The organism is Acinetobacter towneri (assembly GCF_001758345.1).
Taxonomy (GTDB): Bacteria; Pseudomonadota; Gammaproteobacteria; order Pseudomonadales; family Moraxellaceae; genus Acinetobacter; species Acinetobacter towneri_A.
Genome location: NZ_MKQS01000007.1, coordinates 132,131 through 154,458, shown reverse-complemented (window position 1 = coordinate 154,458; position 22,328 = coordinate 132,131). Strand labels below are relative to the sequence as shown.

The window sequence follows — 22,328 nt, the reverse complement described above, 5'->3', positions numbered from 1 at the left end:
TAACGTCTACTCCTTATGTATTTGAAGTAGTTTTTGGTTCAGTGGCTTGGGCTTCTGAGGCTGGTTTTGCATCACCCGATTTTGCTGGTGCAGCAGGTGCGGCTTGTGGAGCAGCGCCTTGAGGTTGATACGGCTTAGCAACCACTTGCTGATCAGCTTTTACTTTAGCAACACCGTCTACAATCACTTTATCGCCGGTTTGCAGACCTTCAGTCACAATCCAGTTGCTGCCTTGCGTACCAACTGTGGTTACAGGGCGCGGTTCAACGATACCTTTAGCATTCACAATCATCGCCATTGCCTGACCAGTAGGTGTACGGCTAATCGCAGCTTGTGGAATTAAGATCGCGTTAGGAATTACACCTTGCACAATTTGCGCAGTGGCAAACATACCAGGCAACAATAAGTGATTTGAATTAGGGAACACGGCGCGTAATGTCACCGTGCCTGTTTCTGGGTTCACACTGGCATCAGAAAAAGCCAAACGACCTTCAACAGGGTAGTAGCTACCATCTTCAAGTTTTAACTTCACTTTGGTGTTGTTGCTGCTGTTTAAACTGCCCTGACTCAGTTGCTGACGTAAGCGAAGTAATTCTGCACTAGACTGATTGATGTCTACATAAATTGGATCTAAGCGCTGAATAGTCACTAAGGGTTCCGCTTGACTCGCCGTAACCAGTGCACCTGCAGTTACCGTAGAGCGGTTAGTTTGCCCTGAAATTGGTGCGCGTACAGTCGAATAACCTAAGTTAATTTCGGCATTTCGTACTTCTGCTTGAGTCGCAGCAACATCGGCTTCGGCAAGTTTGACCTGTGCCACAATGTCATCATATTCTTGTTTAGAAATGGCATTGCTACCCACCAGTTGGCGGTAACGACCTTCTTTAACCCGCAACACATTCAGTTGTGCTTGTTGACGGGTGAGTGCTGCACGGCTACTGTCTAAACTGGCACGGTTGGTGCGCGAGTCAATTTCATAAAGTGCCTGACCTTCGCGTACGTAGCTGCCTTCAGTAAATAAGCGTTTCAGAACCACACCACTCGTTTGTGGGCGAACTTCTGAAATTTCAAAGGCTGTGGTACGTCCTGACAGTTCTACAGACTGTTCCACACTTTGTGGCTGTGCCACTAGTACACCAACCTCAGTCGGTGGCATTTGCTGAGCTGCACCTGTTTGCTGTGCATCTTTTGGATCTTTGCTACAACCCACAAGCGCTAAACTTGTGGCTAATGCGCAAGCAGTCAGGGCGGGTGCCCAAAGCTTTGCAGACATCATTCTTTCACCTCTATTAGATTTTTATCTAAACTTATGTATTGGTTTGTCTTGCAGATAATGAGCGCAAAACAGATACCATAATGTGATCCAAATAAAACTTATGCTCCAACCGGAGAGGACATCTGAAGGATAGTGCACTCCCAAATACACACGGGAAATGCCCATCAGCAACATCCATAACCATGCACACACAGATAAATTTTTATGTGCTGGATGTTGCAAACTCAGGTAAATCACCAAACAACCTAAAGTTGCAGCATAAAAACTATGGCCACTAGGAAATGAATCGCCAAAAGTTTCCACCAAATGCAATGCTTCAGGCGGGCGGGGTCGCGCGAATAGGTATTTGAGCAGCCACGACAGCGCAATACTTACGACCAGTCCTACACTGATAAAAACAATTTTTGCGTATTTTTTATACCATGCCAAATAGAAAAAGCATAGGCATGTTAAAAATAATACAAATGGCAAGCCCCCTAATACAGAAAGTGTGATTGCCAATTGATTCAAATGTGCGGTGCGTTGAGTACTTACAAACTCCACAATGGCAAAATCAACCTGTTGCCAACTTGGAATATTTAGCACTAAAACACTGATTATAAATAGTAAACTACCGAGATAGAGCAGTATTTTAGGCATGCTGAAAATCCCTGTAAGTTTAACCGATTTGCGCACGATTGATGAATGGAACAAAGTGTACTAATCAGTACACTTTATTTCAAGCCAATGTAAATGAGAAGAATTTCTTTTTTTGTTACTTGGTGTGCAGCGTAAATGTGCACTAAATTTTATCATTCCGATCAGTATTTGAAGATGAATCATCATCTACAGTAAGGGGTTGTTTCGGGGGCCAAAAAAAGTCACTCGGACGGGTTAAAAAGTGAGTGAGTACCAGTTTTGCCAGAGGTTTCCACTGTTCAAAGCGTACCCGACGTGCACGCAAAGCCACAATAATGGTTAAAGTAAAACTGACAAATAAGTTGGTTAAACCAATCAGCAGCACGCCTAAAAATGATACAATAATCAGGCCAATTTCAGGTGAGCCATTAATGTTCATTAAACCCTGAATAAAGTTGGCCGAAGCGAAGGCAATGTGGCGAATATCAATAGGTAAACCCAAAATATATCCCAGTGTTGCGGTACTCCCGAGCATAATCCCGAACAGGAAATTACCTGCCAAAGCCCCTAAGTTTCGTTCTATATAAGTGGCAAATATATTGAGACGTTCTTGTCCTAGTAGTTTTTTTAAATGCAGATGGGCTTTTAGGCGTGGCCCGACTTTTCGGTACACGGCCATGTTATCGAAATAACCTGCAATCAAACCAGACAGAAATAAAAATACCCCAGCAATGGCGGCATGCGGAATGGCAAGTGACGTAAACGGATTCAAGTCGTGCAGCAAATGGGATGCTTTGGCGTGTGACATCAACGGTTCATGCAACATTGCATCCCAACTAAACGCAATTAAGGCTGCAACTGGAATCGCAATCGAAATATTGCCCAAAATGGCGACGAATTGCGTACGGATAATATTAATAATTAAGGCTGCAAGTTCGGCGATTTGCGCCATCCTAGAACCTTTGCGGTGTTGAACCGTCGAGGCTAGTGCTGCTGCAGTCATCGCGGGTTGTTTAGTGGCAACGGTAAAGTGCAAGACATGAATTAGCATAAAACCAAATGAATAAATCATGCTGTTGATGATAGCCTGCATCATCGGGGCAAGGACTAAACGCGAGGCGAGGGTTTTTAAAGTCGCCATCATGGCGATTAAAACACCTGCACCTGCTGCAGCTTTATACATGCTCCAAAAGCCGTCTTTATCTGTACTTACATAGTGTTCACCTGTTTTACTAGCATTTTCAGTGACTTGTAAGGCAATTAACTCGCTATTTTCTGCAAGCAATGAGCGTACACTGCGTTCGCTATACAATGCCGCAGTGACATCTACAAGTAACTGTCCTGCGGAAACATAAGCAACTTTGTCTTGCGCCACGATTAAATTTAGCAACAGTTCAATCCGCTCTAAACATTGTTCCAGTAAAGACAATAAATAGGTCAGGCTGATACTAACGCCAGTTCGTTTAGTGGCACGACGAATTTTACTGCTGACATCATGACATTGGTCAATCATCACTAAAGCTTGAGAGGCATCGGGTGGTTGAATGGCACTGATTTGATCGTGTTGCTGATCGGCAATTTTATAAAGTTGAATAAACTCGTTAATTTCACGGTTTTGTGCCAAAAAAGGTGAATCATACTCACTCAGTTCAGGGTAAGCATTAATAAATTCAGGATATAAACCAATCCCACTGACCCGATACGACAACACTGTCAGGGCTTTAATAATTTCACTGCGAATCAGTCGTTTTTGCGTTTGTCCACCATTTCCGCAATTCAGTAAAGTAAATAATTGCTGCCATTCGGCATCTTCAATATTGTCGAGCCAGTATTTGTCACTACGCAGTGGAAAAACCCGACGGACTAAATCTTGCAGTTGGCTTTCATCATGAATCAGCGGTAAAAAATGCGCGCCTAAACGCTGAAACAACTGATTCCAAAAGCCATCGAGCGATAAAATACCTGTGTCGGCATATAAACTGGTCTGTTTGTATTGATTGATTAGACGTAAAACAAAATGTTGCAAGGTTGAGCTGGCATCAGGCGTCAGCAGAAGGGCTTGTAAAAAAGCCTGAAACTTTTGATGGGTTTCTTCTAAATCTTGAGTGTCACTTGGACGGATACGATTGACCAGTTCAATCAGCAGATTTTCATCCAAAACAGCTTTCGGTGTATCCAGCTGTTCTTGCATTTTTCTAAATAAATCGTTGAGTTTTATATGCATAAGCTGATTAAACTATTGAATGCGATGTAAAGCCAATAAGGCTAAATTCTTTAAGGCCTGACGAGACTCTGAATCTGGCAATGCTTCTAAAGCGGTAATTGCAGCTTCAGTTTCTTCTGTGGCACGTTGGCGGCAATAGTCGAGAGCGCCAGAGGACTGTACAATCGCAATGACCTKATCGAGGTCTGAAGTACCACCTGTCGCAATACTGCGACGAATAATTTGATGTTGTTCGCCAGTGGTATTTCTTAATGCAGAGATTAAAGGCAAAGTGGGTTTGCCTTCCATTAAATCATCGCCAATATTTTTACCTAATGTTTCAGCATCTGACGTGTAATCTAAAATATCATCAATAATTTGGAAGGCATTGCCAAAGTGACCTGCAAATAAACGCAACGGCTCACGGTACTGTGGCGTGCCTGTTAAAATTGCTGCACCTTCGGTGGCAAGTTCAAATAAACGTGAAGTTTTTCCGTGAATAATGTCTAAATAAATTTGTTCTGTGGTATCAGGTTGATGCTGTGCCTGTAATTGTAAAACTTCACCTTCGGCAATTTGACAAGTGCCCGTAGAAAAATCTTTCAGCAACACCAAATCGTTTAAATCGACCAATAAGTCAAAAGCGCGGGAAATTAAGAAGTCACCGACTAAAACTGCTGTTTGGTTATTCCAAGTGGCGTTGGCAGTAGGACGACCACGACGTAAGCCAGACTCATCCACCACATCATCATGTACCAAAGTTGCTGTATGCAGCATTTCAATAATCGCAGCGAGTTTGCGTTGACGTTCTAAATCTTCTGCGCCACAAGCTTTGGCCGCAAGTAGGCACATAATTGGACGCATCCGCTTACCGCCAGCTTCGACCACATGCTTGCTGACCGCCATCACCAACGCGACTTTAGAGGTAATCCCTTCATTAATAAATGAATCCATCGCAGCAAAATCAGAAGCAACAGGGGCGAGAATGTCTTGCTTAAAGTCGATGGTCATGTGAAGAGAAACCTCAATAATATTGAATGACAACATACTTGAATCAGTTGTAACTTATCTTACAGCTAAGGAAACTGCTTAAGTCTGCGAAAATACCGCAATGAATGCAATAGTTAGTCAACTGTCAAATGCTGTAATTGTTAATTCTACTGGAAAAGGAAGTCAATAACTTTATGGGTAAATTCAGTTGTTTGCTCAACTTGGTATGATTTTAACAAGCACGTCAGTTTACGCCAACACAATCTGTCTATATTAATTTATCCTTTAAAGATGGATAAGGCTGCAAAAGTCATTTACGTGGCTGTGTATTAAATAATCAACCTTGTTGTGCAATAATTGCCGCAAATGGCTTGTTGTTTGTGCCAATATGGCTTAAAATCCTTGCCCTTGAATAACCCCAGTGGCGTTCGTTTTAAGATCGATATATCCCTTTATCGGCACGACGACACGGGCATGTTTGGAGTACATTATGTACGCAGTAATCCAAAGCGGTGGTAAACAGCACCGTGTTGTTGAGGGTGAAACCCTTAAAGTTGAATTATTGAAAGCTGAAACTGGCGCAACTATTACGTTTGATGACGTATTAATGGTTGTAAACGGTGACAACGTTCAAATCGGTGCTCCAGTTGTTGCTGGCGCTAAAGTAACTGCAGAAGTGGTTGGTCATGGTCGTCACGACAAAATTCGTATTGTTAAAATGCGTCGTCGTAAACACTACCGTAAGCAACAAGGTCACCGTCAATGGTTTACCGAGTTGAAAATTACTGGTATTGCAGGCTAATCACTAGGAGTAAATAGACATGGCAACTAAAAAAGCCGGTGGATCGACTAAGAACGGTCGTGATTCAAATCCTAAGATGTTAGGTGTTAAAGTTTACGGTGGTCAAACTGTAACTGCTGGTAACATCATCGTTCGTCAACGTGGTACAGAATTCCACGCTGGTGCAAACGTAGGTATGGGCCGTGACCATACTTTATTTGCTACTGCTGACGGCGTAGTAAAATTCGAAGTGAAAGGTCAATTTGGCCGTCGCTACGTATCTGTTGAAGCGTAAGCTGAAATAGTGAAAAAACCCACAAGTGATTGTGGGTTTTTTTATGTCTATACGATGGAGAGTTAGGGTCAAAAGATAAATTTTAGTTCTTCATCATGATGGATAAATTTCTACATTTTATATTAATAAGCATACAAAACTTCTTATTTTCTATCATATTAGCGCCAGAAATTGGTTTAAGATGGGACATCCAAAACATTGCGATTGAGCAAATATAAAAAGGTGAATCTATGAATATGCTTCGTAAAACGATGTGTGCTGTGGCATTGGGTGCAACCACTTTAGCGCCAATCATGAGTACTACAGTGTTTGCTGCGCCAGTGGCAGCATCGGAGCAACAAGCGACAGCAAACCTTGTTAAACAATTGAATGGCATTAAAAGTTTTACTGCCAACTTTGAGCAAACTACAAAAGTTAGCAACAATGGTAAGGCTTTGCCAAACCGTGGTTTATCGGCACAACACATGAACCAGAATTTTAAAGGGGTTATGAAAGTTGAACGTCCGGGTAAATTCTTTTGGGAAACCACCAGTCCAGCCAAACAGACAATTGTGACCACAGGTAAAACCGTATGGATTTATGATCCAGACTTACAGCAAGCGGTACGTCAAAGCCTAGATGATCAAGTGGCAAATACACCTGCATTGTTGCTTTCGGGCAATACCAATCAAATCATGCAGTCGTATCGTGTGACCCAGCCGAATAAGTCAAAAACCTATTACACTTTATACCCAAAAAGTGATGATGGTGTATTTCAGAGTTTAACCATTAGTTTTGGTGCACGTAACGCGCCAACTTTAATGATTCTGCAGGATTCATTGGGTCAAACCACGCATGTGCGTTTTAACAATGTGAAAGTCAATGCCAATATTCCTGCATCGACCTTTAACTTCACGCCGCCAAAAGGCACGGACATTATTGATCAATAATTGAATGTTTTTATACGTTCTTTTAAAGCATAATTTGCTATCCCTTTCTAGCCTTCTCCCACAGGGAGAAGGCTTTTAGCTTCAGCATAGCGGAAATTTATTTGAGCAGCTTCTCTAAGAAATCCACAATTTCTGTGGATAAATCTTGGGATAATTCACATTATGTAGTATGCAGGATATAGATTGAGTCATCAAAGATGATCATTATGCCTTAATGGATTGCTGATAATATTTTGATTTATAATAAAAAAATAAAAATAATCACGCAAAAATCTGATCAGAAATTTTAAGCAATTTTATCCCCGATTATTCCGTTACACAATTGCTCTAGGATTGAACAGCAAGTGTTATCTATAGTCTTGACTAATTTAATTGAACCAATTTTATCGCAAAATTTATGTAGGCCTGAATTTCTAATCATTAGACTTTGTGAATCGTGGCTGAGGGGGATTTAATGCAATATTTAAAATCACAGGTGTTTTTGGGTGCTGTCACTTTAAGTTCAGTATTGTTGTTGACTGCATGTCAGCCAAAGAGTGAGGCAACTTCTAAAGCCGAAACAGAGCAAGCTGCGTCTGCATCTGTCACAGCCGATATTCCTGTGATTCAAGCTAAAGTGGTGGCACTTAAATTGCCACAGCAGCAAATTTGTGATGAAGAAGGTTGTACTGCTTACGATATTCAGACGGTAAAAACCAATGCAGCGTGGATTGATGAATATTTTATGCAGCGCCTGCAAAAGGCAGACCCAATTGTATTTTCCAAGGCTGCAGCATCAACTGAAACGCCAAAAGTAGAAGAAACTGATCCTATGCGGCTGAGTCAGAGTTCAAGCTATGTGCGTTATATCGGGCAACATGCCAATTTGGCGACGTTTAGTTTGCAAAGCTACAGTTACCCTGCGGGTGCAGCACATGGTATTCATCACCAAGAATTTGTGACTTTTGATTTAAAACAGAAAAAGCGTTTGGCGCTGCAAGATATTATGCAGCCCAATACGGAAGCTAAAATGACTGAAGAATTGTTTAACCATAATTATAACTGGCTAGACGAACATGATATTTCCCGTGAAAAGTTTAAACTGAGCGATAATTTTTATTATGGTGCCAATGGTTTGGTCTTTGTCTATCCCTTGTATGAATTGGCATCTTATGCAGAAGGTATGCCTGAATTGATTCTGCCTTATTATGCGACGGAGAAATTAATTAAGCCTGAATATTTGCCAAGTTTGCCGCAGTATCCGAGCCAATAAAATTGCACAAAAATACGCAGAGATTGCTGTAATAAGGTGCAGCTGTGAATCGGGTTACTGTATTTTTTAACCCGAAGCGCTTACACTATAGCCAGTTTTTTTCTTATTCCAAGATTGGCTATGATTGACCCGAAATTACTCAGAAATAATATTGAGGCTGTAAATTTAGCCTTGGCAAAACGTGGTGTGCAGTTAGATGTGGCAGAGTGGGCAGCACTTGAAGCACGTCGTAAAGAATTGCAATCTAAAACCGAAGCCTTACAGGCAGAACGTAATTCGGGTGCCAAACAAGTCGGTCAGATTAAAAAAGCAGGTGGCGATGCTTCTGAAATTATGGCACGTATGGCTGCCATTGGAGATGAAATTAAAACTGCTGAAGTGGCTTTGGCAGAATTGCAAGATGAGTTAGAAGCTAAATTGCTGTCTATTCCAAACTTGCCCGATGAGTCCGTGCCAGAAGGTAAAGATGAAGCTGATAATGTAGAAGTATTGAAATGGGGTACACCACGCCAGTTTGATTTTGAAATTAAAGATCATACCGATCTTGGCGAAATGATGGGTGGTTTGGAATTTGAAACTGCAACCAAATTAACAGGTTCTCGTTTTAGTGTTCTGAAAGGACCATTGGCGCGTTTACAACGTGCGATTACACAGTTCATGTTAGATACGCATACTGTTCAGAATGGTTATACCGAAGCGTATGTACCGTATTTGGTTAATGCAGATTCATTGCGTGGTACAGGTCAACTGCCTAAATTTGAAGAAGATTTGTTCAAATTACAAGGTGAAAAAGAATATTATTTGATTCCAACTGCCGAAGTTCCTGTCACCAACTTTGTTCGAGATGAAATCATTGACCCTGAACGCTTGCCATTAAAATATGCCGCGCATACACCTTGTTTCCGCAGCGAAGCAGGTTCTTATGGTCGCGATACTCGTGGTTTGATTCGTCAACATCAGTTCGATAAGGTCGAAATGGTGCAAATTTCAAAACCAGAGCACTCAATGCAGGCGCTTGAAGAACTAACTGCACATGCAGAGGGCATTTTGCAGGCATTAGGCTTACCATATCGTAAAATTTTGCTCTGTGGTGGTGATATGGGTTTTGGTGCAACCAAAACTTATGACTTAGAAGTATGGGTGCCAAGCCAAAATACCTATCGTGAAATCTCAAGTTGCTCAAACATGGGAGATTTCCAAGCACGACGTATGAAAGCACGCTACCGCGTAGATCAGAAGAAGATCGAATTGGTGCATACGTTGAATGGTTCAGGTTTAGCTGTAGGTCGTACTTTACTTGCAGTGATGGAAAACTATCAACGTGCTGATGGTTCAATCGAAATTCCTGAAGTGTTACGTCCATATATGGGCGGTATTAGTCATATAGACTAAAATGCATCGAATTTGTGCATGGTTTTTGCTTTAGCTCAATCAGATCTAAAAAATATAGAGGCGTATCGTGGAAATTTTCCCAATCTCTTTAAAGTTGCAGCAGCAACGTTGCCTGATTGTGGGTGGTGGACATATTGCTTATCGTAAAGCACTGTTACTGGCTAAAGCGGGCGCAAAAATTGATGTACTTGCTCCTGAAATTGATGACAATTTACTGCAACTGGTGCAGCAGAGTCAGGGGCAGTATGTGCAAGATGTTTTTAGTTCATCTACTGCGCTGCGTCACTATCGTTTGGTGATTGCTGCAACAGATAACAACCTGGTCAATCAGCAAGTTTTTGCAGCTTGCGAAGCCGAAAATGTGCTGGTCAATAGTGTTGATGATCCGCCACATTGTCGTTTTATGGTGCCTGCGATCATTGACCGTTCGCCTTTAGTGATTTCAGTTGCAAGTAATGGCACATCTCCCGTGTTATCACGTCAAATTCGTACTCAACTGGAAAGCAGTATTCCGCATGGTATGGGCAAACTGGCTGAGTTTTCAGGTCAGTGGCGTGCAGCGGTAAAACAGAAAATTGTAAATCCAGAAGAGCGCCGTATTTTTTGGGAGGAGCTATATGCCAGTCCTCTTAAAGAACAGGTGTTCAATGACAATCTTGACGCTGCAAACCAAAGTATCCAACAGGCTTTAGCGGAATGGCAAACGCCAAAAGGCGAGGTGTATTTGGTTGGTGCAGGGCCAGGTGATCCTGAGTTACTGACCTTAAAAGCCTTGCGTTTAATGCAGCAAGCCGATGTGGTGATTTATGACCGTTTGGTGTCTGCACCCATTTTGGAATTGTGCCGCCGTGATGCTGAAAAAGTTTATGTTGGAAAGGCGCGCTCTAACCATGCTGTGCCGCAAGAAGGTATTAATGCGTTATTGGTTAAATATGCACAAGCAGGTAAGCGAGTTTGCCGTTTAAAAGGTGGTGATCCTTTTATTTTTGGGCGTGGCGGTGAAGAAATTCAAGAGTTGTATGAAGCAGGTGTGTCATTTCAGGTCGTACCAGGCATTACTGCAGCGTCGGGCTGTGCGGCTTATGCGGGTATTCCACTGACCCACCGAGATTATGCACAAAGTGTACGTTTCTTGACCGGGCATTTAAAAGAAGGTTCGCCTGAATTGCCGTGGTCAGAATTGGTGTATGAAAATCAAACCTTGGTGCTGTACATGGGCTTGGTTGGCTTGGAAAGCATTTGTGCAAAACTGATTGCGCATGGACAACGGGCGGATATGCCTGTCGCTTTAATTTCTAAAGGCACGACACCTGAACAAAAAGTGGTAGTGGGGACGTTGGCGAATATTGTCAGCAAAGTCGAACAGCACCAAATTCAGGCGCCTACCTTGACCATTATTGGTGAGGTGGTCAATTTACGTGAACAGTTAAAATGGTAATGAATCTCTCGCCATCCCTCTTTTAAAAGAGGAGAGTTGCTACATTTTTAAGGGAGCTTAGGAGAGATTGTGAAAAGTAGAGAAAATTTGTGATCCACGTTGTTTTATATGAGCCTGAAATTCCAGCTAACACAGGCAATATCATTCGTTTATGTGCCAATACAGGTGCGCAATTACATTTGATTAAGCCATTAGGTTTTGAATTGGATGATAAAAAGCTGAAACGTGCAGGTTTGGATTATCACGAATGGGCACGTATGCAAATTTGGGACAATCTTGAGCAATGTTTGGCTGATTTAGATCGTAAAGGTGTGGGCTTGGATGCGATTTATCCATTGACCACCAAAGGTACAGAAACACCACATACTTCAGATTTAAACCGACCTGTTGCCTTGTTGATGGGGCCTGAAACTCGCGGTTTGCCTGAAGCTGTACGCATGTTGTTTCCGCAGCAGCACTGGATTCGTTTACCAATGGCAGAAAACTCACGCAGTTTAAATTTGTCTAATGCAACGGCTGTGATTGTGTATGAAGCATGGCGTCAGCAAGGTTTTAAAGTATTGCTCTAATTTGACCATTAATTTATTTCAAATTTAGTGCGATCTTGAGTATCAATGATCTGCGTTGATGAACAAAAAGCTGAGATAAAATTGTACTCAGCTTTTTTATTTTTGGTTATTTTACTGATAAAAACTTATAACCCATTTTGTCTTGTCCTGAAATAGATTGACAGTATTCCACTTCAAACCGAGTTAAGCAATTAGCTCGGTTTTAGTTTGCTCATACGTCTGATTCGGGGTGTTCATATTTAAACTTAAATGTGGTCTATAGCAATTATAAATCATGATAGATTCCGCAATTAAGTGATCTAACTCCTTCATAGTTTGACATCGTGTAGTTAAAAACTCCTGCTTTAATATTCCATTAATCCGCTCTGCTAATGCATTCTGGTATGAGAAACACTGTTTCGCAAGGCCTCCATCTGTCATGGAAGGACATATCCCATAATGGCGCAATGCCGATTGATATAGCTCAGAGCAATATTGAGCACCTCTATCTGAATGATGAATCATCCTAGTCGCTCGATCTGTCGCTTGCTGCATCGCCATATGTAGAGCCTGCACAACATTCTCCGCACGCATATCATTCGATAACTTATAACCTTTAATCTGTCGGGTATAAGCATCTGTCACCAAGGATAAATAATGCACACCTTCAGCACTCTCAACATAGGTAATATCACTAACAAAGACTTCATTGGCTTGCACTGCTGAATAATCCTTTAATAAATTTGGATGCTTCTTCATCCAATGCTTGCTATCCGTAGTTTTTGTATAGCGACGCTTAGGGCGAATCAATAAGTTATTTTCTTTCAATATTTTAAATAACTGATCCCGTCCACACTTTAAACCACGTTGCAACAATTTGCCTTTAATAAGCCAATACAGCTTACGTGTTCCGATACTTGGCATGAGACAGCGATATTCCATAACCAACTCAAGTATTTGTTCAGTTGCTTGTGCAGTCATTTGAGCACGTTTTTCTGCTTGATAATAAGCTTGTCGGGTGATTCCCAATCACTGACAATAATGTGAAACGCTTAGTCTTCTTTGGCTTTGCCAATCTTTGAAACGTGCTCGGTATACTTTTTTCCAAGATCAGTCCCACATTCTTTATCAATGTGATAAATCACATCCTGAATAAATTCAGTTTTAAGCTTTTCTGCGGCTAACTGCTTTTCTAATTGGCGGATTCGTTGTTGGGGTGTCAATTGGCGTTTAGAAGAAGTAGGCATATTCGAAGTCCAATCCTGTTGTCCGTGCTTGCGTAACCATACCAGCACAGTTGATCTTCCTTGAATACCATATTTTGCCTGAGCTTGTTTATAAGTAATTTGCCCTTTTTCTACTTCATGTACCACCATCATTTTAAAGGCGAAGCTATAATCACGTTGTGTGCGCTTAACTCGTTGTTCTCGTGCATGTTCCATAAAATAAGTCTCTTAAGGTGTAAACTTATTTCAGGACGGGACATTTTAGACATAAGAAAAGGCGCATAAAGCGCCTGATCTGAAGATTGAGAAGCTATTTGTTTTAGCGATCATCAAACTCATTGTGCTGCGGAGCAGGGTGTTTAAAGCCTTTGGTTTTATAACCGAGGTATAAAACCCCAAACATCGCCCACCATAAGCCATACTTCAATGAAGTTTCATCGACTTCGAGCCATAAAGCAAACACTGCAATAAAGCCACATAACGGTACGATCACAAAATTGAGAATGTCCTTAAAGCCTTTGGTGCGACCATCACGCAGCGCATAACGTGAAATCACCGATAAATTCACAAAACTAAATGCGGTGAGAGCGCCAAAACTGATCAATGAAATCACAAAATCTAGATCCATAAAACCAGCAGTTAAGGCTACAGCACCCACAATTAGAATGTTGTATGAAGGCGTGTAGTTACGTGGGCTGATATGACCAAAGAGTTTTTTGTTGATCACGCCATCACGACCCATCACATACATTAAGCGTGATACACCTGCATGCGCTGAAATACCAGATGCCATGACCGTTACAATTGCAAAGGTCAGTACATAAGATTGGAACAGCGAGCCACCCACCAACAGTAAAATTTCTGGCTGAGTTTCTGCGATATTTTTAAAGTAGCTACCCGGTTCATTCGGGAAATAAATTTGCATGAAATAGGTGCTAACAATGAAGATTACGCCTGCAATTAGTGCAGTTAAGAAAATCGCTTTTGGTAAGGTTTTCTCTGTATCTTTGGTTTCTTCTGCAAGTGAGCTGAGTGAGTCAAAGCCTGTAAATGAGAAGCAGAGTAGGGTTGCACCCGTAATTAATGCACCTACCGAGGTAAGTTCATTCCAGAAAGGCTCTAAGCTCCATAACTGATAGCGTTGTTCTGCGGTAATAGGGCCATCGGCATTAAAACCAGCTTGTAATTTGGTGAACATCATCCAAGTAAAGACACCAATCACCACCAACTGGATTAACACAATCAAGCTGTTGAAGTTCGCCACAAAGCGCGCACCACGCAAGTTAACACCTGTCATGAATGCGGTGAGTACCACCACCCAAATCCAGTGATTCACTTCAGGGAATAACGCTTCTAAATAAATCACCGCCAAAATAATATTGACCATTGGCGAGAGCAGGTAATCCAGCCAGGATGACCAACCCACCATAAAGCCGACGTTGGGGTGAATGGATTTTTGTGCATAGGTATAGGCCGACCCTGAAGATGGGTAACGACGAATCATGTGACCATAACTCAAAGACGTGAGCAAAATGGCAACTAGTGCAAAAATATAAGATGTGGGTACGTGAAAATGACTTTCTTCCGATACTAAACCGAAAGTGTCGAATAACGTCATCGGTTGAATATAGGCTAAACCAATAATAATGATGTGCCAGAGCCCTAGCGTTTTTTGCAGTTTAGCTGCCGATTGAGTCCCAGAGATATTTGTCAACGGCGTTATCCTCTTAATCGTTGATCAAGGATCAGTCATGTTTGTTCAGGATTGTTTGAGACGAACAATCCCCCCTACATAAAAAGTAAAAACGCGCCAATCTACTCCATAATGATGCGCTTTGTCAGTATCTTTGTTTTCTTTTTTAGCAGAAAATATGCCACATTGATGAAAAAATATCAGACGCAGCAGTCTACCAATGAAAAGCCCGATGTTTAGAAAAACATCAGGCTAGATTTTCGGTTATATTGGCCTATTTTGTAGGAATTACCAAGCCTTTTTTAAGATAGCTTTGAGTTCTTCTAAATTGGCCTCTTTCGGGTTATAAATAATCGAACCATCGTTCAGGGCTTTTTCAGCCACTTCATCTAATTGCGCTTCGCTGACTTTACCCGTTTCTTGTAAAGTTCGTGGTAATTTGGTCAGTGCGTATAAGCGGTCACGAATGGCTAAGAGTGTCGAAATGGTTTTATCGGCACGTAAATGTGCAGGGGTTTGTGCGTAAACATCTGCGCCAGCCAATGGTAATAGCAGTTCGGCAATTTTATCAGCATTGACGTCTTTGTTGTATTCCAACACGTATGGCAAAAATAAATTCATGCAGAGTCCATGTGGTAAATGCGCCACAGCACCCAAGGCATGACCTAAGGAATGGACCAAACCCACCATAGAATTTGAAAACGCAATCCCCGCCATGGTTGATGCTTGTGCCAGTTCCAAACGGCCTTGTTCATCGCTTGGGTTGTCTAATACATTGAACAGGTTATTGCTGATTTTTTTAATTGCTGCCGTAGCATAAGCATCAGAAATTGGGTTGGCTGCCATGCAACTATAAGCTTCAATGGCGTGCGTCATGGCATCCATAGCCGTCATTGCTGTTAAATGTGGTGGCAAAGTTTGCGTCATACGCGGGTCTAAAATGGCTGCATGTGGCATTAAGTAATACGATGCAAACGGCATTTTGACGTTCTTTTCGGTGTCGGATACCACCGCAACCATCGTGACTTCTGAACCCGTGCCTGATGTAGTAGGAATCACAAAAAATGGTTTCAGTGGGCGCGGTAAGTTATGTGCACCTGAATATTGCAACAAGTCATCACCGCCTTCGCTGACTAAAATATTGGTAGCTTTAGAGGTGTCAATGACTGAACCGCCACCCACCGCAATAATGGCATCACAGTTGTTTTCACGGTACAACTGCGCAGCACGACGAACTGTTGCCACACTTGAATCTTGCGGGACATCATCAAAAACATAGCCAATCACGGCATCGGTAGATTCAAAAGCTGCTTCAATCGGGGCAAGCAAATTGTTGGAACGCACGCCTTTGTCAGTAATGATCATTGGGCGTTGTGAACCGAGTGTCGCCAATTCAAACGGAATATGTTCTAACGCAGCATGACCTGCAATGACTTTGACTGGGCAAAAAAATTCGTAATAAGGCTTCGCCATGTTATGCACTCCGTTTGAAATAAGATTGGGCAACTTTTAAATAGATATTGGCTGCACCTGATAGTTTTTCTTTTAAGCTGAGTTCAGTCGGATATTGTTTTACCGCCAGTTCTGCCAGTAATTTAGGCAAGATGAGCGCTTCCATTTTATTCAGGCAACGTACCAAGCGAATTGCATAAGATACATCACCATCGGCAATCATGCGGTCATGCGCAAAAGCCTGTGCGGTACTTTCCTGAAATGAAAACACTAAAAATGCATGATTTAAGTGTTTGAAGGTAATGGTTAAATCGGGTTTTTGTGCCGTATTCTGTAACAGTTCTAATTGATGATCCGCAGTGACTTTGGCAACAAAGGCTGGACCATTCGGAAAAACTTTCATAGACAACACAAAGTTGCTGGGAAATTTGGCAACTTCTTGTTTAATTTCTTCATCGACCTGACTTGCCATGACTAAACCTCTGCCAATCACATCCATCATGAGTTTGACATAGGCCAGTTGCAAAGCGGGTTTCACAGATTTAGTTGAAATCACGCGCTGAATCCCTGTGTTATAAATCATTATTTAGAGTAAATACTCTATTTTATTTCTTATTGAAAAGAAAGCCATTTATACGTGAATGACTTGTACGTCATTAAAGTAACCGCTGTTTTGTAAAGTTGCAATGATATCTGCGCAGAAGTTTTCAAAATGTGGATAGTCATTGACTAAATCCATCACACGTACCATTTCCAAACCTGCATAGCCGCAAGGGTTTATACTTTGAAAACCTGTTAAATCACAATCAATATTAAGAGCTAAACCGTGATAACTACGACCTTTGCGAATTTTAAAACCGAGCGAGCCAATTTTTCGTTCATTGACATATACTCCTGGTGCATCGGCTTTGGCATAGGCATCAACGCCGTATTTTTTTAGCAGTTCAATCATCAAATTTTCGGCATAAGACACCAACGTACGGACATTCCAGCCTAAACGGTTCAGGTCAAACATGAAATAGGCAACCAATTGACCTGGGCCATGCCATGTAACTTGACCACCGCGATCCGTCTGTACTACAGGAATATCCGTTGCCATTAAGATATGTTCGGCTTTACCTGCTTGCCCTTGGGTGAGTACATTAGGATGTTGCAAAATCCAGAGTTGGTCAGGGCTGTCAGCATCACGTTGTTCAGTCCAGTATTTCATTTCCTGAAAACGTGCTTCATAGTCAGTCAGGTCATGATATTGACGAATAATCAGGTTTGGCCGTTGTGCAGTATCCACAGAGATGCAGTCCTATCCATAAAAGCAAGAAATTGATTTTATTATACGAAAATGTCGTGGCTGTAGGGGATTTGTGGATGGAATAAGATTTTAGCAGCACAGAAACAAAAAAACACGCCCGAAAGCGTGTTATTTGAAAATCAATCTACAAAATTACAATGCAGTTTTAATCAAAGGGCAGGCTGCCAAATCTGCATAAATGGCATGCACTTGTTCCAATTCTTCAAAACGCAATTGTGCTGTAATTGAATGATACTTGCCTGTGCGTGATGGGGTAATGCTGATGCTTTGTGCATCAAACTCAGGGAAGTGTTTCACTAAAATTTCAACCACAGCAATACGCAGTTCATCACCCGCGTCACCAATGAGTTTAATTGGGTAATCCATTGGAAACACCCAAAGATGCTCTTGCAGTTCACGAGATGGGGTACGGTTGAATAACGTCATAAGCGTGTGTCTCTATCTCTATATCAAACGCCTGCTTAGGGCAGGCGTTTTTTGGTCTTGTTGAATAAATGAGGCTGAATTTTAAAATTTCAATAGCTCATTTATGCAGCAATTTTAGTCATTTTCTAAGAATGAACGTAAGTGTTCAGAACGAGAAGGATGACGAAGTTTACGTAAGGCTTTGGCTTCAATCTGACGGATACGTTCACGGGTCACATCAAACTGCTTACCCACTTCTTCCAAAGTATGATCGGTTGGCATATCAATACCAAAACGCATTTTCAGAACTTTGGCTTCACGTTCAGTCAAATTTTCAAGCACTTCACGGGTCGCTTCTTTTAAGCCTTCAGAGGTTGCCGCATCAACAGGTGAGGTGATGTTGCTGTCCTCAATGAAGTCACCCAAATGAGAATCTTCATCATCACCAATTGGCGTTTCCATAGAAATCGGCTCTTTGGCAATTTTCAGCACTTTACGAACTTTAACTTCGTCCATTTCCAAACGTTCGCCTAATTCTTCTGGAGTCGGTTCACGACCCATTTCTTGAAGCAATTGACGCGATACACGGTTGATCTTGTTAATAGTTTCGATCATGTGTACTGGAATACGAATGGTACGCGCTTGGTCGGCAATAGAACGGGTAATCGCCTGACGAATCCACCATGTTGCATAAGTCGAGAACTTATAACCACGACGGTATTCAAACTTGTCTACCGCTTTCATCAAGCCGATGTTACCTTCTTGAATCAAGTCTAGGAATTGTAAACCACGGTTGGTGTATTTTTTCGCAATCGAAATCACCAAGCGTAAGTTGGCTTCAACCATTTCTTTCTTCGCACGACGGGCTTTAGCTTCACCTACTGCCATACGTTTAGAAATGTCTTTGATGCCTTTCACATCTAAGCCTAACTCTTTTTCAATGTCGGCAATTTTTTGTTGGAATGCCAAAATATCTGGACGTACTTTTTCCAAATAACCTTTTTGGTCGGCAGGTGCTTTGGCAATGTGCTCATCTAACCAAGCAAAGTTAGATTCCTGACCTGGGAATGAGGTACGGAATACAGTACGATCCATACGACCACGACGTACCGCATAACGCATCACTTCACGTTCAGCAGTACGAATTTGTTCATGTGTACCACGAATCATTTCCGAAATAATATCGAATAAACGTGGCGTAAATTTAAACATCATGAATACCGTCGCTAAAGCTTCTAAAGCTTCTTGTGCTTCGGCACTTTCACGACCATGTTTTTCAATAGCTGCAATTTTTGCAAGATAAGCCTGTTCCAATTCACCCAAACGCATTCTTGCAATTTCTGGGTCTGGACCTGAATCTGCTTCTGATTCTTCTTCGGCTTCAGCCTCTTCTTCCTCATCGTCATCATCAAGTTTAACGTCTTTGGTCGGTTTGTTGCTGGTATCTTCTTCTTTGTCTAAATCGGCTTCGTCCTCTAAAACTTCTGGAATTTCTTCATCGGTTTCAGGGTCTAAATAACCTGATAAAATATCAGCAAGGCGACGTTCACCTGCTTCATAATCTTTATATTCTTGCAGTACCACTTGCACAGCGTTTGGCCAGTAGGCAATCGAGTGAAGTACATCGCGAATCCCTTCTTCAATACGTTTCGCGATGCTAATTTCACCTTCACGCGTTAACAGCTCAACCGTACCCATTTCACGCATATACATGCGCACAGGGTCTGTGGTGCGACCAGGCTCATTTTCTACAGAGGCAAGTACGGCGGCAGCTTCTTCTTCAGCAACTTCGTCGGCAGCTTCCGCATTACCCTCAAACATTGCATCATCAGATTCAGGCGCACGTTCATGCACAGGAATACCGACGTCTTGAAGCATTTGAATAATGTCTTCAATCTGCTCGCTTTCTGTGATTGAGTCCGGGAGATGATCGTTAACCTCAGCGTAAGTTAGGTAACCTTGCTCTTTGCCTCGGCTAATCAGAGCCGCTACTTGCGAAGTAGGGGAATTCATATCGCTCATCTTTGCTTACTCTTCGTTGAATCTGTGGCAGTGAAAAACCGTGCATGATAGCACAATTCGCTTTAAATAAGGGGGGAATTGATCAATCAAGCATGATTTTAAAATGATGTTTGAATGAAGAATTTGATAGGAATATGGGGCTTTAATACTGTTTTTCAAGTCAATTTCCTTTTTGCCCACAAAATATTTTTATGATTGGGGCGAATCTCAAATAATGATACTAACTTGTCCATAAATACACAAATTTCCCCCAAGGCTGCAAGCGGTTTATGTTGCAGTTATTTGAAAAAAATAAATAAAACTTGACAATGGTGAAAAAGGCAGATAAATAGCGGCTTGACCCTTCACATTTTTTCATTCTGAGGTAGTTTTAGTGTCTTCTACAGATTTTGAACTAGATGATAACTACGGTGATGATGATGTTAATTTCGATGAGGCATCAAACAAAATAAGCGCGAAAGAATCTTTAGAAAAGCGCCGTTTGATTGATGATTTACTCGCACAACGTCGTTTGGAGCGTGAGCTCAAAGATTTTGATTACGATTTTGACGATGATGACGACGAAGATGACTAAAATCAGGTACTGTATCGGGCATTGAAAATGTTATGCTACACCCCTAAATTGACACCGATGGATTTGAAATGACTGCTTTAGATTTAGACCTGTTAAGTGAATATCTAGATGGCGACCAAAACGAGCATGGTCTAGACTTCGCTGCAACGCATGGTTTCTTGTGCGCCATTGCAGTTGGACCTCAATTTGACCCATGGTTAAATGAATTGTTTGAAGGCAATCAAAAGAAAGTCCCTGCCGAAATTATTGCGCAAATTGAGGCTTGGTTAGAAAGCATTCGCCAAAGTTTAGCCAATGAAGAAGGCATTGAGTTTCCATTTGAAATTGAAGAAGCAGAAGTTGATTCAAGTTTAGGTGATTGGAGCGTTGGCTTTGTCGATGCGATGTTCTTAAACGAAGAAGCGTGGTTTAGACCTGAATTTGAAGAACAATTGGTTGATTTAACTTTGCCAATGATGGTGTTCAGTGGCATTGATGAAGAAGATCCACAGATGGAAGCTTTCCGTCGAAACGGTCAGTTAATGGACGAAATAGCAGAAGAAATTCCTGAGAATCTGAATGAGTTGTATTTAATGTATCACACGCCTGATTAAGCTGCAAAATTTATTTGAGAGATTCAGTTTTTTGCATATATGAAGGGTTTATCCGCAAAAAGCACTGCTAAATGCAGTGCTTTTTTGTGGCTCTAAGATGAATAGATTTGTGCTATATATGTAGCGGAACTTTGCCCACTAGCGTGTAGCGCGATCCCAAGCATCTTTTACCGCAAATTTGGCTTGTTCCCACGTTAAGCGAGAACTCCCTTTAATATGTTCCCATTTCCCTTTTAAATCGTGTTCCACATCTTCAAAGCGGGTATGTGCATCATAGTGTGGGCGGTTTTCATAACCAACACGGTAGGCATTTTGATAGTCACGTTCATATTCTAAATCGGGGTAATGACTACGTGTTTGAGCATAATAGTCTGTATTGAGACTATTGGCACGCCAGTACGTTTCTTCTTCTGTAGGGTTTACTGCTTCTGCAGCGCCTTTACCAGCCAAGCCACCAACAACGGCACCTACAGCACCACCCACCACAGCACCTACTGGACCACCTAATGCGCCAACGGTTGCACCTGTTGCCGCACCCCCAACTGCGCCAAGACCTGTACCAACAGGGTGTGCACCAGGTTCTCCTGTAATTGGGTCGGCATTTAAACGATCACGCTCTTCTTTGGGTAAGTTTTTAACCACATCACGGTCAATCTTATCATTGCGTTCAAAATCTGACATCCGAATCACCTTTTTCTCTTTGTATGCGTTATTGCGTTTTTATATTCATAAACCGCTATGAATAGGTTTAATTTACGCTGCTACAATGTAGATTTGTACTCTATTCAGAATGTGTTTCAGTTACAGCGCATGTCCGACGTAAATTTATGTGTCATATATCAGCCTGATGTTAATTTTAGGTGTTTACTGTTATGGTTCAATGTAAAATACGCGCTTTAGGTAAGCTTATAAAAACGTTTTGTGATAATAACGATTCGCATACCAACCATAAGCAACATGAAAAATTGCGCCATGAATTGCAATCAAACACAGCATCACCACCGCAGACAAAGCCAGTCCTGCTTTATCTGCAGCTTGTAAAATGGCCTCAGCATTCGGGTTCATGAGCACTAAGAAAAACACAAAGAAGCTGCCAATAATAATCGCGACTGCACTTGAGCCCCAGACCAGTTGAATTTTTTCATCACTGCTCGGTAAGCGTTGTTCTTTTTTGACAAAATGTCCTGCGCTAATGAATGCTGCGGCAATTAATGCAGGGAGTAAGGTTAAGCCACCTAAGTTCAGACCAAAAATCAATACGCTAATGAGTAAGACCAGCGCAATACTGTAAACCGCAGCAAAAAATAATAAATATGGTTTCATGTCTGATTT

At 41.7% G+C, this 22,328-nt stretch carries 21 protein-coding genes and 1 pseudogene; 9 read left to right on the top strand and 13 right to left on the bottom strand.

What is annotated here, in order from left to right; genetic code table 11:
• Positions 1-13 precede the first annotated feature (13 nt).
• The 4 genes from BJN41_RS05830 to sdsA form a co-directional block, all read right to left on the bottom strand.
• Positions 14-1,276, bottom strand: a complete 1,263-nt coding sequence (locus tag BJN41_RS05830) for an efflux RND transporter periplasmic adaptor subunit (RefSeq protein WP_019837049.1) — start codon at positions 1,274-1,276, stop codon at positions 14-16.
• Between the two features lie 21 nt (positions 1,277-1,297).
• A complete protein-coding gene (locus BJN41_RS05825; protein ID WP_019837050.1) occupies positions 1,298-1,915 on the bottom strand; it encodes a phosphatase PAP2 family protein in 618 nt (205 codons plus the stop codon).
• A gap of 142 nt (positions 1,916-2,057) precedes the next feature.
• Positions 2,058-4,118, bottom strand: coding sequence for a site-specific recombinase (locus BJN41_RS05820; RefSeq protein ID WP_070153960.1), 2,061 nt, complete (start codon positions 4,116-4,118; stop codon positions 2,058-2,060).
• Between the two features lie 12 nt (positions 4,119-4,130).
• A complete protein-coding gene (sdsA, locus tag BJN41_RS05815; protein WP_070153959.1) occupies positions 4,131-5,108 on the bottom strand; it encodes an All-trans-nonaprenyl-diphosphate synthase in 978 nt (325 codons plus the stop codon).
• Between the two features lie 469 nt (positions 5,109-5,577).
• Between sdsA and rplU the strand changes: the two genes are divergently transcribed.
• The 7 genes from rplU to BJN41_RS05780 all read left to right on the top strand — a co-directional run bounded on the left by rplU (position 5,578) and on the right by BJN41_RS05780 (position 11,743).
• Positions 5,578-5,889, top strand: coding sequence for a 50S ribosomal protein L21 (rplU, locus tag BJN41_RS05810; protein ID WP_004972275.1), 312 nt, complete (start codon positions 5,578-5,580; stop codon positions 5,887-5,889).
• Positions 5,890-5,908: 19 nt separating this feature from the next.
• Positions 5,909-6,163 (top strand): 50S ribosomal protein L27, encoded by a 255-nt coding sequence (gene rpmA / locus BJN41_RS05805; RefSeq protein WP_004760935.1) that lies wholly within the window; start codon positions 5,909-5,911, stop codon positions 6,161-6,163.
• A 230-nt stretch (positions 6,164-6,393) separates the two neighbouring features.
• Positions 6,394-7,092, top strand: coding sequence for an outer membrane lipoprotein chaperone LolA (gene lolA / locus BJN41_RS05800; RefSeq protein WP_019837053.1), 699 nt, complete (start codon positions 6,394-6,396; stop codon positions 7,090-7,092).
• Between the two features lie 454 nt (positions 7,093-7,546).
• Positions 7,547-8,344 (top strand): RsiV family protein, encoded by a 798-nt coding sequence (locus BJN41_RS05795; RefSeq protein WP_019837054.1) that lies wholly within the window; start codon positions 7,547-7,549, stop codon positions 8,342-8,344.
• Positions 8,345-8,464: 120 nt separating this feature from the next.
• Positions 8,465-9,736 (top strand): serine--tRNA ligase, encoded by a 1,272-nt coding sequence (gene serS, locus BJN41_RS05790; protein WP_019837055.1) that lies wholly within the window; start codon positions 8,465-8,467, stop codon positions 9,734-9,736.
• Between the two features lie 67 nt (positions 9,737-9,803).
• Positions 9,804-11,174, top strand: coding sequence for a siroheme synthase CysG (cysG, locus tag BJN41_RS05785; protein WP_019837056.1), 1,371 nt, complete (start codon positions 9,804-9,806; stop codon positions 11,172-11,174).
• 89 nt (positions 11,175-11,263) lie between these two features.
• Positions 11,264-11,743 (top strand): tRNA (cytidine(34)-2'-O)-methyltransferase, encoded by a 480-nt coding sequence (locus tag BJN41_RS05780; RefSeq protein ID WP_019837057.1) that lies wholly within the window; start codon positions 11,264-11,266, stop codon positions 11,741-11,743.
• A 183-nt stretch (positions 11,744-11,926) separates the two neighbouring features.
• Here the strand turns inward: BJN41_RS05780 and BJN41_RS15130 are convergent.
• The 7 genes and pseudogenes from BJN41_RS15130 to rpoD form a co-directional block, all read right to left on the bottom strand.
• Positions 11,927-13,164, bottom strand: a pseudogene (locus BJN41_RS15130) (IS3 family transposase).
• A gap of 103 nt (positions 13,165-13,267) precedes the next feature.
• Complete coding sequence (locus BJN41_RS05765; RefSeq protein WP_019837058.1) at positions 13,268-14,662, bottom strand: APC family permease; 1,395 nt, start codon at positions 14,660-14,662, stop codon at positions 13,268-13,270.
• 267 nt (positions 14,663-14,929) lie between these two features.
• Positions 14,930-16,114, bottom strand: coding sequence for an iron-containing alcohol dehydrogenase (locus BJN41_RS05760; RefSeq protein ID WP_019837059.1), 1,185 nt, complete (start codon positions 16,112-16,114; stop codon positions 14,930-14,932).
• 1 nt (position 16,115) lies between these two features.
• Positions 16,116-16,649: a hypothetical protein gene (locus BJN41_RS05755; RefSeq protein ID WP_026438100.1), complete on the bottom strand. Its 534-nt coding sequence runs from the start codon at positions 16,647-16,649 to the stop codon at positions 16,116-16,118.
• Positions 16,650-16,724: 75 nt separating this feature from the next.
• Complete coding sequence (gene lipB / locus BJN41_RS05750; protein WP_070153958.1) at positions 16,725-17,381, bottom strand: lipoyl(octanoyl) transferase LipB; 657 nt, start codon at positions 17,379-17,381, stop codon at positions 16,725-16,727.
• Positions 17,382-17,534: 153 nt separating this feature from the next.
• Complete coding sequence (locus BJN41_RS05745; protein ID WP_019837061.1) at positions 17,535-17,828, bottom strand: YbeD family protein; 294 nt, start codon at positions 17,826-17,828, stop codon at positions 17,535-17,537.
• Positions 17,829-17,942: 114 nt separating this feature from the next.
• Positions 17,943-19,829 (bottom strand): RNA polymerase sigma factor RpoD, encoded by a 1,887-nt coding sequence (gene rpoD, locus BJN41_RS05740; protein ID WP_070153957.1) that lies wholly within the window; start codon positions 19,827-19,829, stop codon positions 17,943-17,945.
• 373 nt (positions 19,830-20,202) lie between these two features.
• Here rpoD and BJN41_RS05735 point away from each other — a divergent pair, with 373 nt between their 5' ends.
• Both BJN41_RS05735 and BJN41_RS05730 read left to right on the top strand, forming a co-directional pair.
• Positions 20,203-20,403: a PA3496 family putative envelope integrity protein gene (locus BJN41_RS05735; protein ID WP_019837063.1), complete on the top strand. Its 201-nt coding sequence runs from the start codon at positions 20,203-20,205 to the stop codon at positions 20,401-20,403.
• Between the two features lie 68 nt (positions 20,404-20,471).
• The gene (locus BJN41_RS05730; RefSeq protein ID WP_070153956.1) at positions 20,472-20,996 is read left to right on the top strand and encodes a YecA family protein; all 525 of its coding nucleotides are present in this window, start codon (positions 20,472-20,474) and stop codon (positions 20,994-20,996) included.
• Between the two features lie 138 nt (positions 20,997-21,134).
• Here BJN41_RS05730 and BJN41_RS15610 read toward each other — a convergent pair whose 3' ends face one another.
• Together BJN41_RS15610 and BJN41_RS05720 are read right to left on the bottom strand one after the other, a co-directional pair.
• The gene (locus BJN41_RS15610) at positions 21,135-21,677 is read right to left on the bottom strand and encodes a hypothetical protein (protein WP_019837065.1); all 543 of its coding nucleotides are present in this window, start codon (positions 21,675-21,677) and stop codon (positions 21,135-21,137) included.
• A gap of 225 nt (positions 21,678-21,902) precedes the next feature.
• Positions 21,903-22,319 (bottom strand): ABZJ_00895 family protein, encoded by a 417-nt coding sequence (locus tag BJN41_RS05720; RefSeq protein WP_070153955.1) that lies wholly within the window; start codon positions 22,317-22,319, stop codon positions 21,903-21,905.
• Positions 22,320-22,328: the final 9 nt, after the last annotated feature.

Coding starts and splice junctions, on each gene's coding strand:
- rpoD (WP_070153957.1), bottom strand. CDS start 19,829: ATGAGCGATATGAATTCCCCTACTTCGCAAGTAGCGGCTCTGATTAGC.
- BJN41_RS05730 (WP_070153956.1), top strand. CDS start 20,472: ATGACTGCTTTAGATTTAGACCTGTTAAGTGAATATCTAGATGGCGAC.
- BJN41_RS05830 (WP_019837049.1), bottom strand. CDS start 1,276: ATGATGTCTGCAAAGCTTTGGGCACCCGCCCTGACTGCTTGCGCATTA.
- rplU (WP_004972275.1), top strand. CDS start 5,578: ATGTACGCAGTAATCCAAAGCGGTGGTAAACAGCACCGTGTTGTTGAG.
- serS (WP_019837055.1), top strand. CDS start 8,465: ATGATTGACCCGAAATTACTCAGAAATAATATTGAGGCTGTAAATTTA.
- BJN41_RS05795 (WP_019837054.1), top strand. CDS start 7,547: ATGCAATATTTAAAATCACAGGTGTTTTTGGGTGCTGTCACTTTAAGT.
- BJN41_RS05760 (WP_019837059.1), bottom strand. CDS start 16,114: ATGGCGAAGCCTTATTACGAATTTTTTTGCCCAGTCAAAGTCATTGCA.
- BJN41_RS15610 (WP_019837065.1), bottom strand. CDS start 21,677: ATGTCAGATTTTGAACGCAATGATAAGATTGACCGTGATGTGGTTAAA.
- BJN41_RS05825 (WP_019837050.1), bottom strand. CDS start 1,915: ATGCCTAAAATACTGCTCTATCTCGGTAGTTTACTATTTATAATCAGT.
- rpmA (WP_004760935.1), top strand. CDS start 5,909: ATGGCAACTAAAAAAGCCGGTGGATCGACTAAGAACGGTCGTGATTCA.
- BJN41_RS05720 (WP_070153955.1), bottom strand. CDS start 22,319: ATGAAACCATATTTATTATTTTTTGCTGCGGTTTACAGTATTGCGCTG.
- BJN41_RS05745 (WP_019837061.1), bottom strand. CDS start 17,828: ATGACGTTATTCAACCGTACCCCATCTCGTGAACTGCAAGAGCATCTT.
- BJN41_RS05820 (WP_070153960.1), bottom strand. CDS start 4,118: ATGCATATAAAACTCAACGATTTATTTAGAAAAATGCAAGAACAGCTG.
- lolA (WP_019837053.1), top strand. CDS start 6,394: ATGAATATGCTTCGTAAAACGATGTGTGCTGTGGCATTGGGTGCAACC.